This is a genomic window from Nostoc sp. KVJ20, from assembly GCF_001712795.1.
Classification (GTDB): Bacteria; Cyanobacteriota; Cyanobacteriia; order Cyanobacteriales; family Nostocaceae; genus Nostoc.
Window position 1 is genome coordinate 21,829 of sequence record NZ_KV757683.1, and the last position, 14,935, is coordinate 36,763.

15 protein-coding genes and 2 tRNA genes are annotated in these 14,935 nt (G+C 39.8%); 5 read left to right on the top strand and 12 right to left on the bottom strand.

Translation table 11 applies throughout. From position 1 onward, the window contains the following. Positions 1–142 precede the first annotated feature (142 nt). The 7 genes from A4S05_RS40700 to A4S05_RS28370 form a co-directional block, all read right to left on the bottom strand. Entirely contained in the window at positions 143–301 is a 159-nt protein-coding gene (locus tag A4S05_RS40700) for a PIN domain-containing protein (RefSeq protein ID WP_176727129.1), read from the bottom strand. Positions 302–312: 11 nt separating this feature from the next. Then, on the bottom strand, positions 313–546 hold the full coding sequence (locus A4S05_RS28345) for a hypothetical protein (protein WP_069073122.1): 234 nt from the start codon (positions 544–546) through the stop codon (positions 313–315). After that, complete coding sequence (locus A4S05_RS28350) at positions 546–833, bottom strand: type II toxin-antitoxin system HigB family toxin (RefSeq protein WP_069073123.1); 288 nt, start codon at positions 831–833, stop codon at positions 546–548. Before A4S05_RS28350 ends, A4S05_RS28345 begins: the two co-directional genes overlap by 1 nt. 287 nt (positions 834–1,120) lie before the next feature. Further along, positions 1,121–1,543 carry a hypothetical protein gene (locus A4S05_RS28355; protein WP_069073124.1) on the bottom strand — a complete coding sequence of 141 codons (423 nt, stop codon included), beginning with the start codon at positions 1,541–1,543 and terminating at the stop codon, positions 1,121–1,123. A gap of 151 nt (positions 1,544–1,694) precedes the next feature. After that, the gene (gene ppk2 / locus A4S05_RS28360; RefSeq protein ID WP_069073125.1) at positions 1,695–2,618 is read right to left on the bottom strand and encodes a polyphosphate kinase 2; all 924 of its coding nucleotides are present in this window, start codon (positions 2,616–2,618) and stop codon (positions 1,695–1,697) included. Between the two features lie 174 nt (positions 2,619–2,792). Then, the gene (locus A4S05_RS28365) at positions 2,793–3,686 is read right to left on the bottom strand and encodes a hypothetical protein (protein ID WP_141699826.1); all 894 of its coding nucleotides are present in this window, start codon (positions 3,684–3,686) and stop codon (positions 2,793–2,795) included. A gap of 108 nt (positions 3,687–3,794) precedes the next feature. Beyond that, on the bottom strand, positions 3,795–5,318 hold the full coding sequence (locus A4S05_RS28370) for a slipin family protein (protein WP_176727131.1): 1,524 nt from the start codon (positions 5,316–5,318) through the stop codon (positions 3,795–3,797). A 47-nt stretch (positions 5,319–5,365) separates the two neighbouring features. Between A4S05_RS28370 and A4S05_RS42125 the strand changes: the two genes are divergently transcribed. Beyond that, positions 5,366–5,518: a hypothetical protein gene (locus A4S05_RS42125; protein WP_176727130.1), complete on the top strand. Its 153-nt coding sequence runs from the start codon at positions 5,366–5,368 to the stop codon at positions 5,516–5,518. 586 nt (positions 5,519–6,104) lie between these two features. On the opposite strand, the gene A4S05_RS28375 is transcribed toward A4S05_RS42125, so the two are convergent. From A4S05_RS28375 to A4S05_RS28390, 4 genes are all read right to left on the bottom strand, one after another. Continuing rightward, positions 6,105–6,179, bottom strand: a tRNA-Met gene (locus A4S05_RS28375). Then, positions 6,179–6,254: transfer RNA gene (locus tag A4S05_RS28380), tRNA-Met, on the bottom strand. The genes A4S05_RS28375 and A4S05_RS28380 overlap by 1 nt, the downstream gene beginning before the upstream one ends. Before the next feature lie 145 nt (positions 6,255–6,399). After that, positions 6,400–6,747 carry an immunity protein TriTu family protein gene (locus A4S05_RS28385; RefSeq protein WP_069073128.1) on the bottom strand — a complete coding sequence of 116 codons (348 nt, stop codon included), beginning with the start codon at positions 6,745–6,747 and terminating at the stop codon, positions 6,400–6,402. 122 nt (positions 6,748–6,869) lie between these two features. Further along, complete coding sequence (locus A4S05_RS28390) at positions 6,870–7,448, bottom strand: hypothetical protein (protein ID WP_069073129.1); 579 nt, start codon at positions 7,446–7,448, stop codon at positions 6,870–6,872. A gap of 169 nt (positions 7,449–7,617) precedes the next feature. Between A4S05_RS28390 and A4S05_RS28395 the strand changes: the two genes are divergently transcribed. After that, positions 7,618–8,271, top strand: a complete 654-nt coding sequence (locus tag A4S05_RS28395) for a TraX family protein (protein WP_141699827.1) — start codon at positions 7,618–7,620, stop codon at positions 8,269–8,271. 645 nt (positions 8,272–8,916) lie between these two features. Further along, positions 8,917–9,876, top strand: coding sequence for an orange carotenoid protein N-terminal domain-containing protein (locus tag A4S05_RS28400; RefSeq protein WP_069073130.1), 960 nt, complete (start codon positions 8,917–8,919; stop codon positions 9,874–9,876). A gap of 184 nt (positions 9,877–10,060) precedes the next feature. On the opposite strand, the gene A4S05_RS28405 is transcribed toward A4S05_RS28400, so the two are convergent. Further along, complete coding sequence (locus A4S05_RS28405; RefSeq protein WP_069073131.1) at positions 10,061–11,251, bottom strand: calcium-binding protein; 1,191 nt, start codon at positions 11,249–11,251, stop codon at positions 10,061–10,063. Positions 11,252–11,739: 488 nt separating this feature from the next. On the opposite strand from A4S05_RS28405, the gene A4S05_RS28410 reads away from it, so the two are divergent. Then, on the top strand, positions 11,740–13,938 hold the full coding sequence (locus A4S05_RS28410) for an ATP-binding protein (protein WP_069073132.1): 2,199 nt from the start codon (positions 11,740–11,742) through the stop codon (positions 13,936–13,938). Between the two features lie 123 nt (positions 13,939–14,061). Continuing rightward, positions 14,062–14,709, top strand: a complete 648-nt coding sequence (locus A4S05_RS28415) for a class I SAM-dependent methyltransferase (RefSeq protein WP_069073133.1) — start codon at positions 14,062–14,064, stop codon at positions 14,707–14,709. Positions 14,710–14,935 lie beyond the last annotated feature (226 nt).

The window sequence follows — 14,935 nt, forward strand, 5'->3', positions numbered from 1 at the left end:
ATCACGCCTATCTGAAGAATAACGAGTTAAAGTAAGGGGTGGCAACTTTCTCGAAGATAATGATGATTTAATTGCCTTTATGAGCGATCGCCCTGACTCGACAATAAACTAGGCGATGTCTGCGACGGGCTTCGCCTACGCATTAAACTGTTACTACCTCAATTAACAGTCCGGCTACTTTGCTCAAATCCCTATGATTGCGTGTTAATAAAACTAATTTAGGAGAAAGTGCGATCGCAGTAAAAGAAGTAAACTGTTGTTGCGATCGCCCCAGTTCGACAACACGCCACTGTATATTCATCCTGGGTGAAGTTAAGCGATCGCCTCTAACTCAGGAATATGTTCAGTTTCGTAGTTTTCAATTAAAACACCAATAACTTCCATTAGAGACGCGAGTGGATGCGTCTCATCTTCACCAACTTGATCAATAAGACAATCAAGGATCTCAACTAAGCGTTCATATTCCTCTTCTGTGTGAGGAACAAAGACGTTTTCCGCAATGGATGACCAAGCAGTAATGGTTTGATCTAGGTTTAAACTTTGCATTATTCCTTCCACTTTCCTTCATCATATTCTGAATGCGTTAACACAGCCCGAATGTAGACCTTTTGGCGGTTGTAATGAATTGCGGCAATGAGTCGAACTTTGTTACCACCAATATTAAACACTGTCAATTTACCAACTTGATCTGCTGAGGGAAACATTTCACGGAGTTCCACAAATGAGGTAAGATTATTTCCCTTGATCAATCGATACCACTGACCCAAGGCGTTATTTGTATCTGGATGAAATTTAGCAAATTCATTCAGCCGTTTACGAGTAATAACATGCATCTGAAGACCCCTGATGTTTTAAGAATTCTGTAATGCATATAATAGACATCTCCGTGATAATCTTATATTTTAATCATTGCCTTTATTCAACAACACACCACTGTATATTTAGAGATTGTGTGTGAGATGGACAAAAAGTAGACTGTTGTTGCGATGTCTGCGACGGGCTATTCGCCTACGCCCTCACTCGACAAGAACCTAGGCGATGTCTACGACGGGCTGCGCCTACGCATTAAATCGTTCAATCCTCTATTAACAATCCCGGTACTTTGCCAAAATCCCTTTAATCAACAATGACAATCAATCGCAACCACTATATTGTCTTGATATTGGCGTAAAAGACTTCGGAACTTTTCTAGCCATTCTTCATTGGATTTTCCTTCACTATCATGCCACTTTCCATCAGGCGTAACGATAGCGTATGAAACTAAGTCAGACATTAGGGCAGAGATAGGACGAATATTGTCTTCTGATTGCACAATATCTAGCCCGTATCGAAGTTGAAATTCTTCTGGGTTGAGATTGTAATGCTGCTCCTTACCCCAAATTAAGCCATCATACTGACCACCAATAGCAAATCCGTCACATTTTGCTTGCAAAGATGGATTATCTTCATCGGTTTCAAAATATGGCAGCATCAATTCTTTCGCCTTGTTGCTTGGGTTTGCTTCTGTGCGATCAACAATCACAAGTGTTAGAAAATGGCTCATCTTTCAGTACGTTAAATTGTGGTTATCATTGTTCCAAAAAATACGTTATGAATCATTAGATTTAGCTTCTTGGGTGGTGATTCCCAAAATAGCCGAAACTTTTTCTAGAGTAAAGTCGCTGTACTCCATAGTTTCGACTCAGGAATGTTGTTCAATACACTTGAGGGACAAAGAACTGCTCATTACGTGGGGCGCGAACATAATCCTCAGCCACAGGTCTAGATGGAAGGTCTAAGGGAGGAGGTGTCATGTCTTCGTAAGGAACTTTGCTCAACAAATGATGAATGCAGTTGAGCCGCGCTCGTCTTTTATCATCTGCTTCAATGGTAAACCAGGGAGCTTCGGGAATATTCGTGTAAGCAAACATGGTATCTTTTGCTTTGGAGTATTCTACCCAGCGATCGCGTGATTCCAAATCCATTGGGCTGAGTTTCCAGCGCCTTGCGGGATCGTGACTGCGAGAAAGAAAGCGTTTTTCTTGTTCTTCATCGCTGACGGAGAACCAGTACTTAATTAAAACAATGCCCGATCGCACCAGCATTCGTTCAAATTCCGGGCAAGATTGCATGAATTCTAGATATTCTGCTTCAGTACAAAAGCCCATTACTTTTTCAACTCCGGCTCGGTTGTACCAACTGCGATCGAAAAGGACTATTTCGCCGGCTGTGGGAAGATGTTGGACGTAACGTTGAAAATACCACTGAGTTTTTTCGCGATCGGAGGGTGTTCCCAGAGCGACTACACGACAGCCACGAGGATTGAGTGGATCGGCAATGCGTTTAATTACTCCTCCTTTGCCGGCAGCATCGCGCCCTTCAAAGATGACGACAACCCGATAGCCAGTGTGCTTAATCCAGTATTGCATTTTGACTAGCTCAATCTGGAGTTGCTCTAGTTCCGTTTCAAAAGTCTTTTTGGGAATTTTCTTGGCAAAAGCTTCAGTACTACCATCAAAAATCCGTTTTGATTTTTTAGATTTGTTCTTGTCTTTTGCCTTCATTAGGTTTTCTATTAAATCTGTAGAGGGTTGAACTAGATCATTATTTTGCTGGTTTTTAATTTCATCAATTGACATTGCAGTGACTCCATGCCATTAGAATCGGCACAAATTAGAGTTTATCTATCAAGTATATATTTTAATGCGGGCTGAGTGTAAATATACACATTTGAAAGTATTCTTACACCAAAGATGTAAAATTTTATTTTTCCCCGTTCTAGTCAATTTTAATTTTTAGTTTCAGCGATCGCACTAATATTCCTCTAGGTCTTCATCTTCATACGTCTGGCTGATAACAGCACCACAAACTTCGTCGTACTTGTCTCCTAACATTACTTCAATCTCTTCATAATCTGTCAACGTAAAGCCACAGTCACACTTGAGTACTACTGGTACAGAAATAGGGTAAGCATTTAAAACCACACCTTCTCTGTGATCTACATCAAGATCCCAGTCAATATCAAACGCAACTAGCGCACCTTCTTCGCAAACTGGGCAGTGAATGTACTTTTGAGCTTTATCTTTAGGTATGTGAACTGGATCACAAGGAAGGGGTTCACCTTGACTCAATAGTCTTCTCAAATGTTTTATTCTCGACTGAAGCTCTAAAACTTCAGCTTGTTTATAGGCACTTCGATTTTTTTCCAATTTTAACCATATCTCATGTCCAAGGATTTCTGCTGGTTCAGAATTCATAGCTTCTCTACATATTGCTTCAGTAAAGTCTGCTACTTTTATTTGAATTTTCTGCTCTAACTTTCCTATATATAAGTAGCCAAAATTATGCATAAGAAGATTTCTGTCTGCAATAATAGACTTAATATCTCTCTGATATAAATTAAGCTTTGGATATAGTTTAACTGCTCTTTCTAGAGCTATTTCAAAAGAGATAGTATTACGATTACTAAATTTATCTCCCTCAGTTAACTTAATAAGATCGTCAAAATCAGGCTTCTCAATAATAACCATCAAGGGGTTTATCTTGTAAATGATACTTTTAGTAAGTTTCTCTAGCCCAACTATCAGAATGATACTACCTGATATCACAGAAAAATCATCGCATTTGCCCGGTTCCAACAACTGCAATGCTTTGCTATACAACCCTTTTGCATAGTCTATAAACTCCATATAAACTTTTTCTGCCATAAAATAATTCTAATTAATGTGTCATTAACGTGCGTTCTAATGAGCAGAATGAAAGAAGACATTCTTGTTTTCTATCATACTCTCTTTGGTGAGTATTTACCCTGATCGCTATGGATTCATCCGAATCAAGTCTGTTAAAATACTATCCAAGCTGCCGTTAACTTGAATGCGATCGATCTTCTCTGCAATCCGCTCTAATACTTCGAGTTCCTTCAGACGCAATGCCACGGGGTTATCCTCCATGACTTTGGCAGTGTTTAGCATACTGCGGGTAGCAGCAGTTTCTTCTCTACGTCTGACTACGTTTGCTTGAGCGGTTTTTTCTGCCTCGACTACTTTGCTCAAGATAGCCTTAATCTCACCAGGTAAAATAATATCTTTTACACCTACAGAATCTACTTCAATTCCATATTCTGCGGCTTTTTGGCGAATGTATTCAGAGATGCTTCTATCAATTGCACCTTTATCTTCTAACAAAGCATCTAAGTTGCGTTCGCCAACCGCACCACGCAAAGCAAATTGTAATTCTTTGTATAAATAACCAGAAATATCTGATAACCCGTTTTTTGCCCTCAATGGGTCGAGTATGCGGAAGCCTGCGGTCAAATTCAACCGCAGAGGTACTTTATCTTTAGAGAGGATGTCTTGACCGGATACTTCCATATTTTGTAGTCGTAGGTCGATGGCTTCGGTTTGAAAAGAGCGGCCAAATAACCACCAAGCATGTACCCCTGGCGATCGCAATCCTTGAAACTCTTGATTAATGTATACTAGTCCCACGTGTTGTGCTGGAACTTGGCAAATATGCAAACAGTTGCGACTGAGCAATTTCGCTTCTGCTGAACCCTCAACCAACTCAGCCACTAAGGAAGGCTGTAACTGAGCATCACCGCTGACATCGAGAATTTCCACTGCAACACCTTGCCAAAATAGTTTGCGGCTTGTGGGCGGCAAAATAGAAATCACTTTACCTCGATAGCGCACAATTGCAACTTGCGAAGTCTGTAATTGCACGGTTTGACAGTAGGCAGCAATAAAATCGGGATGTTTTTCAATGAGTACATCTTCCAGGGGAAAATCTGGGTTAGGGATAATTCGGCTGAGAGTTCGGACTGTAACATCTCTATCTACTGACCAAAAAGCATACTCTCCTGGTTCTAGAGGTCGCACAAAATTGTTTTGCAGATATAATAAACCAATCTCATACTCGGAGATTTGGAACTTTTTCAGTCCATTCAACGCAACTGAGCGCAATTGCTGTACAAAGGAATTAGGTAATTCTAAGCTTTCTTCCAAATTGAATACATGAGACTCTACCTCAATAAAACCACGCCAAAAAGCAATCAATTTATTTGGTGCAACGCTTACCCAATTCTGACCGTAGCGGACTAACGCAACTTGGTTGAATGTAGTTCTGATAATCAATAAATGTTGTTGTAGTTCGGCTTCGTGATTTCGCAACAACAGTTCTAGATTTTCAATCTGAGCTAGTGGCTGATTGAGATCATAAATTTTTACTTGCCAATGCCGACCTAAATATGTATGCGTACCAGGTTGCAAAATTTTCTTAAAGTCACTGCGGTGATATAAGATGCCGATTTCGTTAGGTTTGATATAAAACGTTTGCCACATAGTAATTTGCATAGAGAATTTGCACGATATTTTAGATAAGCTAGGCGATGCTTGCGACTGGCGTAGCGATGTCTACGACGGGCTACGCCAACGCAACTAGCCAAGAATATTTAGTCAAGACATTTATAACCTTCTTTAAACTTAAATACCACCTGCAAGAAAACTTGTCATCTTCTACGATGTCTGGATTAATCAAATAGAATAAAAATGTTAGTTCGTAGTAAGGAATTTAGTCCTAGCTTTGAGGACTGAAATCCCCACTACAAACTGCTTATTATGGGTGATTTGACAGATACCATATTACAGCTTGAATATAGGAATTATTGAAGTTTGCAACCTTGTAGAAAAAGGCTCAAGGATTTGTTTTAGCTATTTGTACTACTATAATACTACAAAATATTTTTTAACTCTGCTAGTGCAAGTGTTTACAGTTCAGGTGTGGGCAAAAGCTTCTCCAAAGCTGGATTAAGATTGCTGTTATTTTTCCCCGACTACTCAATGGCAATCTAGAAAAAAATAACCGCGCTCAAATATGCCGTTCGTTTGCCAATCTAGAATCCCGAAAGAAAACTAGATGTAGGAAAGGAAGGAACATACTCAAGTTAGGGAGAAATGCAGTTGCGCTTACTCCTTAACTGTGGCTACCGAACATCACCCTTATGAGTGATGACCGACAGCAAAACACTTGCACGCAGAGTTGAGAAAATGAGGGGTCTCGAATCTGTTAAGATCCGTACCATATTGGCTACCTTAAAAGGGTAGTGTCTTTTGACCCGGACAGGGTTTTGGGTGAAAGTATAGGAATCGAACCTACAACACATCGATTATGAGTCGATTGCTCTACCAGTGAGCTAACTTCCTGGAGTTTGATACAGGACTCGAACCTGTGACCCATCGATTATGAGTCGATCGCTCTGCCAACTGAGCTAATCAAACGATGGTATAGTTTAAAGCACTCTGCGGTATACGCTTATGCAAAAGCTTGGCGCACCAGTTAGGCATATAGAACCTAAACCATAGCTTTGTAACTTTGTTACTATCCCGCTCCAAATTTAGCATACTGGAAATTGTAGGTGTAGCCTTAAATATTGTCTGACTTAAGTCGCAACATATCGCGCATAAAAATCACCAGTCTTAGATAGGTTTGATGAAATTGCTTTTCGTTGTTTAACTGGTGACTTTCATAAAAAACATTGTTACCAGTTGATATTTCAAGAATATCCATCTCACAAGCTCCTGACTCCCAAACCGTTATTCTACCGAGATGTAATGAACTCTCAAAGTCAAGACGCATTGCTGAATTATCAGTAGGTTCACAGTAAGTCAGTGTATAATCTAGCCGATAAGCAGCGAAACGCGATCTTAATGCTGATTGAAATCGGTCAAAACCTCGTTCTGAAATTAGCTGTGTTAGTGGATTTAGGCTCATTCCTTATATTGAAAGCAGGAGTATTATTAATTTGCCCCAACTCCGCAAAAAATAAGTAGCTCATCGTAGACTTTGAGCTACACATCTCAATTTGATAGATGCTCACAATTCCTTGTTGTAGGTCAGTCTGGGAAAGCTAAACCAGTCATTGGGTCACGAATATACAACCCTAATGTGAGACTACGCATTGCTTCATCCCAAACGGGTATTAATTGTTCTGCTTGATCTACCCAGTAATCGAATGTAATCAAGCATTGAACATTCGACCCCAAACCAATGCAAGTCCGCGAAAAAGCTTCCCGTGGTTCTTCTTGAACATCAATGAACTTCATCTCTGTCCAGACAATTCTGGCGGTTTGACGCTTGACGGTAATAATTTCTCCCCTCTCAATGATGTTGCGGCTGTCGTCTTCCAAGACTTTCTTCAAGGTGGATTTTAGCGGAAACTGGCTCCAGTCATTGGGTGGCAGACGATTAAAAGATACTTCCAGACAGCAATCATCGTTGGGCGGTTTTTTATCCATGAACTTGAAGGATTTCTCTTGTGGCTCAAAAACCCAATCCTGGGGAACATTGAAACGAACAGCGCCTCTATCTGCGACAAATATTTTGTAGCCTGATGGAGATTCCCAGCGATGGTCAGGTTTTAGTTCAAGCGTTTCTTTAATCCACTGGAGATTGCTTTTCTTACGCTTTGCCATAGTGTTTTTGTTATCTCTGCTAAAGAGGGTGTCACTAAACAGCCCTTCGTAGATATTGCCCTTTTTGTTAATGTTATCAAATTGCTAGGATTTTGAATAACTCTTATATTAAATAAATAAAGTTTTAGATATTTTATATTAACGAATCTAATAAGGTAACTGTAACGTTGTGATTAAAGTTTCAGCTTTTAACATTAAAATCTTAGCAGTAGTATTCATGGTTATGGATCATGTGTGCTATTTGCTAATGCCAGAGTTTCTAATCTTGCACTTTTTTGGGCGATTGAGCTTTCCCCTTTTTGCATGGCTCTTGGCAAAAGGCGAAAAACACACCAAAAATGTGTACCGCTATGGAAGCAGGCTATTAATTACAGCAATTATATCTCAGCCAATCTATAGTTTTATTTTCCAGAGGTTATCATTTAATATTCTTTACACGCTTGTTCTTGGACTTGTGATGTTGCGCTTAGTAAAGCGTTATCCGCAATTATGGCAGCAATCAATAATTATTGGATTGTGTGCAGTAGTTGCCGAGAACTTGGACTTTTCCTATGGAGCTTATGGGATTGGAGTAATTTTCTTGATGTCCCTTACAGACAAACTAAAGCCCAAAATATGGTTGCTCTACTGGTGCATCTTTCACTTTTTTACTTTAGTAATCCTATCTATGATTAATATATCTCAAGGTTGGGCAGTTTTTGCAGGACTCATTGTTTTTCAATTCAATGGTAAACAAGGTTCACGAACTAGATGGTTCTATGTGTTTTACCCGGCTCATTTAATAATCTTAGGAATAATCAATTATTTAATATATTCCAGGTAAGATTTATGATTTATCAGCGATGTCTACGACGGGCTACGCCTACGCTAAAGTTTGATCATAGGCAAATTATAGTGCATTCCATCCTTGCAACAATGCGGCTTATTGAACCACATACAGCCATCTCGTAACTAAATGGCGATCGCAAAAAATTGTAAGTTGTATTTTACTAATAAACAAATCGAGGGCTTACATTAGACAGATTTCACTTGATTTAGCCCAATCTACGGCTAGAGATAAATCTGCCAGTAATTAAAAAAAACTAATTGAAGCAATTACCAAATTCTATTTGTAGTGTCAAAAAACTGAAAACGTAGATATCTGTTTCCATAGATAGATAACATATAGCTCAATATCTTTCTTTAGAAGGATATCTTTTTCAAAAAAATACTTTGATTCAACTATAAATTTGAAATAAATAGTAGATATACATTTCATTCAATGATATTCATTAGATAAATCTTAAAAATCTTAGTCTTTTGTTAATCTTTACCAGCTATGATGCCAGAGTAGTAGATAAAAATGAATCAAATTTAAAAATCTAGGGATAACTATGTCATCCAATAAAAATGCCCTAGATTTACCCTTCTAGCTACAAAATGTAGTTAAAAGCAACTACTAAATAGGTAAATCTTTAAGGTAATAAGCATGACTTATAGTATCGAGTCCGCACGCAATATTTTCTCTAGCACTCAAGTGGCAGATGCAGTTCCAGCCACTACAGCAATGTTTGCTAAACTCAATGTTGACGATCAACTAGCATTTCTCTGGTATGCCTACGCTGAACTAGGTCGTACAATTACTCCAGCTGCTCCCGGAAAAGCAAATCTCCAATTAATGGAAGGTATATTCAACGACATTAAGCAGATGTCTCATGAAGAACAAACCCAGTTAATGAGAGATTTAGCGAGTAATGCTGATACTCCCATCAGCCGTTCTTATGCATACTTTGGCGTCAACGCTAAATTAGGATTCTGGTGGCAGTTAGGAGAGTGGATGAAAGAGGGTATCGTCGCTCCTATGCCTGCTGGCTATCAAATGTCAACTGAAGTTAAAACAGTGCTAGAAGCTGTTCAGAGAATCGATCAGAGTCAGCAGATTACTGTACTACGCAATACTGTAGTAAATATGGGCTTCGATCCGTCTGTGGCTGATAACAAACAGGCAGAAGTCATAAACTTTAAGTTTCCACGTACATCCCTAAGTCCCCAATTTACGATTGAGGGAGTTACAGAACCGACAGTGCTGAAATACATTGAAGCGATGAATGCAGATAACTTTGAAGCTGCTGTTGCTTTATTTGCTAACAATGGTGCGCTGCAACCACCATTCCAAAAACCAATTGTTGGTCGAGAAGCGATCACTTCCTATCTACGAGATGAGGGACAAGGGTTAGTGATGAAGCCAACCAAAGGCGTTTCGGAAACCATAGAAGATGGTTATACACAGCATAAAATTACTGGTACGGTGGAAACTCCTTGGTTTGGGGGTAATGTTGGGATGAACATTGCTTGGCGATTTTTACTCGATCCTCAAGGTCAAATTTATTTCGTGGCTATTGACTTACTTGCTTCTCCCAAAGAACTGCTTAACCTAACTCGTAAGTAAAATTTCTTTGTCTTAATACAAAAGCAATTGCGTTTGTTTAAGATGATGCGTTACATAAGACTACACGCAAAAAATCCCCCAACCCCTTCTTTTTAAAGGGTTAGGGGGAATCTAGGTTTCAGGTTTTCAGTTCGTAAGTCCTAACATATTCTATGCAGCTAGGCGATCGCACCAACTCCAACTCCTACACTAAATTTACTGAACCTGTATATCCTTTGAGAATTCCCAAAGAACCACCACATGAACTAATTAACGTATCATTTCCCACCCGGCTGAAGCTGGCATTTAAGCCGCTGACATTTAAGCGATCGTTGCAACCAAAGCCATAGATGGCAGCAAAGCCACTGCTTCCTAAAACTACTGTATCTGTGTCTTTCTCTTGACCCAAGTAGACTGTATCATTTCCCCCGCCTGTTACCTCAAGAGATGAACCAAACAGGTTTGTATCGGTACTTAAAGGGTTCGGAAGACAAACCGTTTCTCCTCGCAGATTGATTACATCATTCCCATTTCCCCCATAGATAGTGTCATTACCTGAACCAGCAAAAATTAAGTCATCACCTGAGCCAGACCTAATTGTGCTGTTTGTATCACTTGTAATAATTGTGTTGTTGCCATTACCTGCAAAAATCTTGGCAAAACTTGAATTAGAGATTCCAGCAGCAAAAATAAAATCATTGCCACCGCCGGCTTGAATTGTGGTTTCGCCATAGGAAACAACAGCAATTTGATTATCACCATTTCCAGCTTTTATAGTTTGGTTGTAGGATGACAATCCTGTGTCAATAACATAAGTCAATATTGAAATATCACTGGTGATAATGTCATTTCCTGAGCCTGTATTGATATTGGCATCACCGCTTCCCAGCAAAATCAAGTTGTTACCATTTCCCGCATTAATAGTTCGGTTGGCGAATCCACTTAAAGAGAAAATATCATCGCCTGATCCTGCTGAGGCAACTAATGTTGAAATTGGCTCAAATCCGATAATATTACCATCACCATCGAATAGATAGTTTCCACCGTAATCGTCTAAAAAATTGTTTCCACTGCCCAAAGAAATTGTGTAATTGCCTGATCCTAAACTGACATAATCATCTCCTGCTCCAGTACGAACGATCGCATCAAGCACATTATTGCAAGACGTTGGACTAGTTTGCAAAACCTGACCACTAAAAATGCTAGTATCAAAATTAAAAATTAAGTCTAGTTCTCTTCCGAGTAAGACAACATCGTTGCCATTTCCCGTCTTCACGACATTGTTGTTACCTTCTACAATAAACCAGTCTGGATCGGCAGTTCCTAAAATTTTCTGATCACTATCTGAAATGACTTTTTCAGTATAATTAATGCCACGAAAAAATTGTGATGTCATAAACATTTCCTTTATAGCTCAATCCAGTTCAGTGAAGACCAAAAATGATGTAGATGAGCTATTATTCTGAAAAAAATAATAGAATCCGGTGAATATCAAAAAACTCCACCTACGAATCATAAATTAGACTTCAAAAATGTCTTTTAAGATATTCAAACCAATAGAGACAGCAATTTTCAGATAATTAAACCATCGGGTAGAGACACATAGTTGTCATTGCTGGCAATTTAATGTAAAAGCTAGGAAGTGAGAATACTTTGAGGCTTGCTCTTGCAATACGGTTCGGTTAAGATCCCTCTGGTTGTGATGACCATTTTCTGAAGTGGGTAAAAGAGGGTTATGAGCAAGCCTTTTTTAAGGGAGTTGGAGAATATTTTGATATGATCCCTGACCTAGATTGACAAAAAAAATTTAAACAAAGGTTAGTACGCGGACATCTTGGGAACTATAGAAGCAAATCAAATTAGCACAACTTCCAGCTTCCAGCAATGAAGACTCACTATCTAAGCATTGGTAAAGCGTTCCCATTACAGATTGTTCTTGTTATTCCCTTCGTCATCCAAATTTTTGGAGCAGTTAGTTTAGTGGGTTATTTGTCTTTTAAAAATGGACAAAGAGCAGTTAATGATCTGGCAGAACAGTTGATGGATCGCACCAGTGAGGTAGTGGATGAACATTTGAAGTCTCGTCTTTCCATTCCGCAAACCCTTAATCAGATCAATGCAGATACTATCCGCAGGGGATTATTGGATGTGAGCGATCGCAAAACCCTTGGCAAATATTTCTGGGATCAGATGCAGGCCTATGACCTGACTTATATTGGTATTGGACTAGCGACGGGTGAGGGAATGGGAGCCGCTCGTTATGATGGCAAAACGATCACCATTGATGATTGGACTGCCAACCTTCCTAATAACAATACCAACTACGCCACGGATAATCAGGGTAATCGGACTCAAGTTAATAATCGTTTTACTTGGGACAACTTCAACCAAATTTGGTACACCCAACCCATTGCTGCTGGTAAACCGATCTGGACAAAGATTTATACTGCAAATTTTCCAACAGGCCCCTACATTGCCGCCTCTGCTAGTCGTCCCATCTATGATTCGCAAAATCGCTTACTAGGAATGATTGCCTCTGATATTCATCTATTGAAACTCAGCGATTTTTTACGCAATTTGAATATTAGTCAATCTGGGCGGGTGTTCCTTTTAGAGCGGGATGGTACATTAATCGCCAGTTCCGGTACAGAGAAGCCTTTTATCCTCGTCAATCAAGAGATCCGGCGAGTGCGGGCGATTGACAGTTCTGATGCAATCATCCAGAACGTTGCCAAACACCTCCAAAGCTTCAACGGGTTTACCTCCATCATCCAAGACACGGATTTTCAGCTTGAACTCCAAGGAAAACGTCATTTTGTTGATGTTGTACCTTGGCGTGACAAGTATGGCTTAGATTGGCTGGTGGTAGTGAGTTTGCCAGAAAATGCATTCATGGCGCAAATTAACGCCAACACCAACACCACGATCGCACTTTGTATTGGGGCATTAGTTCTTGCCTCGGTGATGGGCGTGTTTACCTCCCATTGGATTGTACGCCCAATTTTGCGCCTGAATTGGGCAAGTAAAGCAATGGCATCTGGCAATTTAGCTCAGACAGTGGAAAGTAGCGCCATTCAAGAACTTAATACCCTGTCCAACTCTTTCAACCAGATGGCAAGGCAACTACACGAATCCTTTACAGCCTTAGAGAAAAGCAAAGAAGAACTAGAAGATCGAGTAGAAGAACGCACCACGGAACTCAAAAATGCATTAGGGGAATTGCAGCGCACTCAATTTCAAGTTATTCAAAGTGAAAAAATGTCTAGTCTGGGACAATTAGTTGCTGGAGTCGCACACGAAATTAATAATCCAGTCAACTTTATTCATGGCAACCTTGTCCATGTGCAGGAATATACCCAAGATTTATTAGCATTTGTGCAGTTATATCAGCAATATAATCCTAACCCTAGTGCTGAAATTCAAACGGCTGCTGAAGACATGGAACTGGAGTTTTTGCAAGAAGACTTGCCAAAAATGTTGTCTTCGATGAAAGTCGGTACTGAACGCATTCGCCAGATTGTACTGTCGCTGCGAAACTTCTCTCGCATCGATGAAGCAGAATTCAAAAGCGTCGATATTCATGAAGGCATCGACAGCACCTTGATGATTTTGCAACACCGTCTCAAAGCTAAACCAGAACAACCTGAAATTGAGGTGATTAAAGACTACGGCACTGTACCCCTAGTAGAATGTTATGCCGGAAAACTCAACCAGGTGTTTATGAATATTTTAGTGAATGCCATTGATGCATTAGAAGAAAATAATGCCAAGCGCACCTATCAGGAAATCGAGGATAACCCCAATCGAATTAAGATTCGCACATCTGTGGTTAATTCAACATGGTTAGAAGTTGCGATCGCAGATAACGGAATCGGGATTTCTAAAGAACTTCAGCAACGAATATTCGATCCCTTTTTCACCACCAAACCCATTGGCAAAGGAACCGGAATGGGTATGTCCATCAGCTACCAAATCATCACGGAAAAACACGGCGGTAAACTGGAGTGCATCTCAACTTCGGGAGTTGGAACCGAGTTTATCATTCAGATTCCTCTGCGGCTAAAAGCTCATGGAGTTGTTTAAATTTATACTAATTTAGAATTGTCAAGTTGTTTAAGTAGTAGTACAATACACAAGGCTTGGGCGCTAACACACCCCACAGTTGAACACATAGTTAAATCAGTAGTCCTATTTGTTAAAAAATCTATGAAGATTGATAATTTGATAGAAACTTACGAGCAGATGGCAGTAGATTATGAGGCAATTGTGAGGCGTTATTGGCACATCGAGCGCGAACCCCTAATTGCTTCTTTGCAGCTGAAGCCGGGACAAACCGTCCTGGATGTTGCGCTAGGAACAGGTCTTAATCTTCCGGCCTATCCTGAAGGTGTAAGTGTCGTAGGTGTTGATCTTTCTGAGAAGATGATGGATGAAGCACGTAAAAAGCGTGTATCCGCAGATGTCACTTTTAAGATATCGGATATCTACAATCTTGATTTTCCTGATAATAGCTTTGATGCAGCAGTGTCGGGATTTACTTTCTGTATCCTTGAGCATCCTGTCCGTGCTTTTCAAGAGATTCTACGAGTAACTAAGCCCGGTGCATTTATTGCCATTCTCGATTACTGCAAATCGCAAGATCCAGAGATTCAGAAATGGCAAGAGTTAATAGCTGATGCAGCTTTAAAGGTAGGCTTCCCCACTGGCACGATCATGTGGGATGCATTAATGGATTATGACGAATTGATTTACAACAGTAAACTTTCCATTGAAGTGATTACGGACGATCGCACAGAAAGTCCCAACCCGTTCTCATGTGGTTGTCAACTCCTGCTGAAAAACTCAAAATCTTAAAGCCAATAGTATCGCAGTTTTGGAATTTTATTTTGTAACAGTAGGGTGCGTTATAGCATTTCTCAGTCTGGTGAAGTACAGTAACAAGAATGGGTAAACCAATTATAAATATCAGTTAACGAGACTTGAGTAAAAGCAGTTTCAATTGCTTTTGCTAAGTCTGGATAACTTCTAGCTCCAATAGAACGTAGTGAAGTTTTAATTTTTGACCAACAGTTTTCAATTG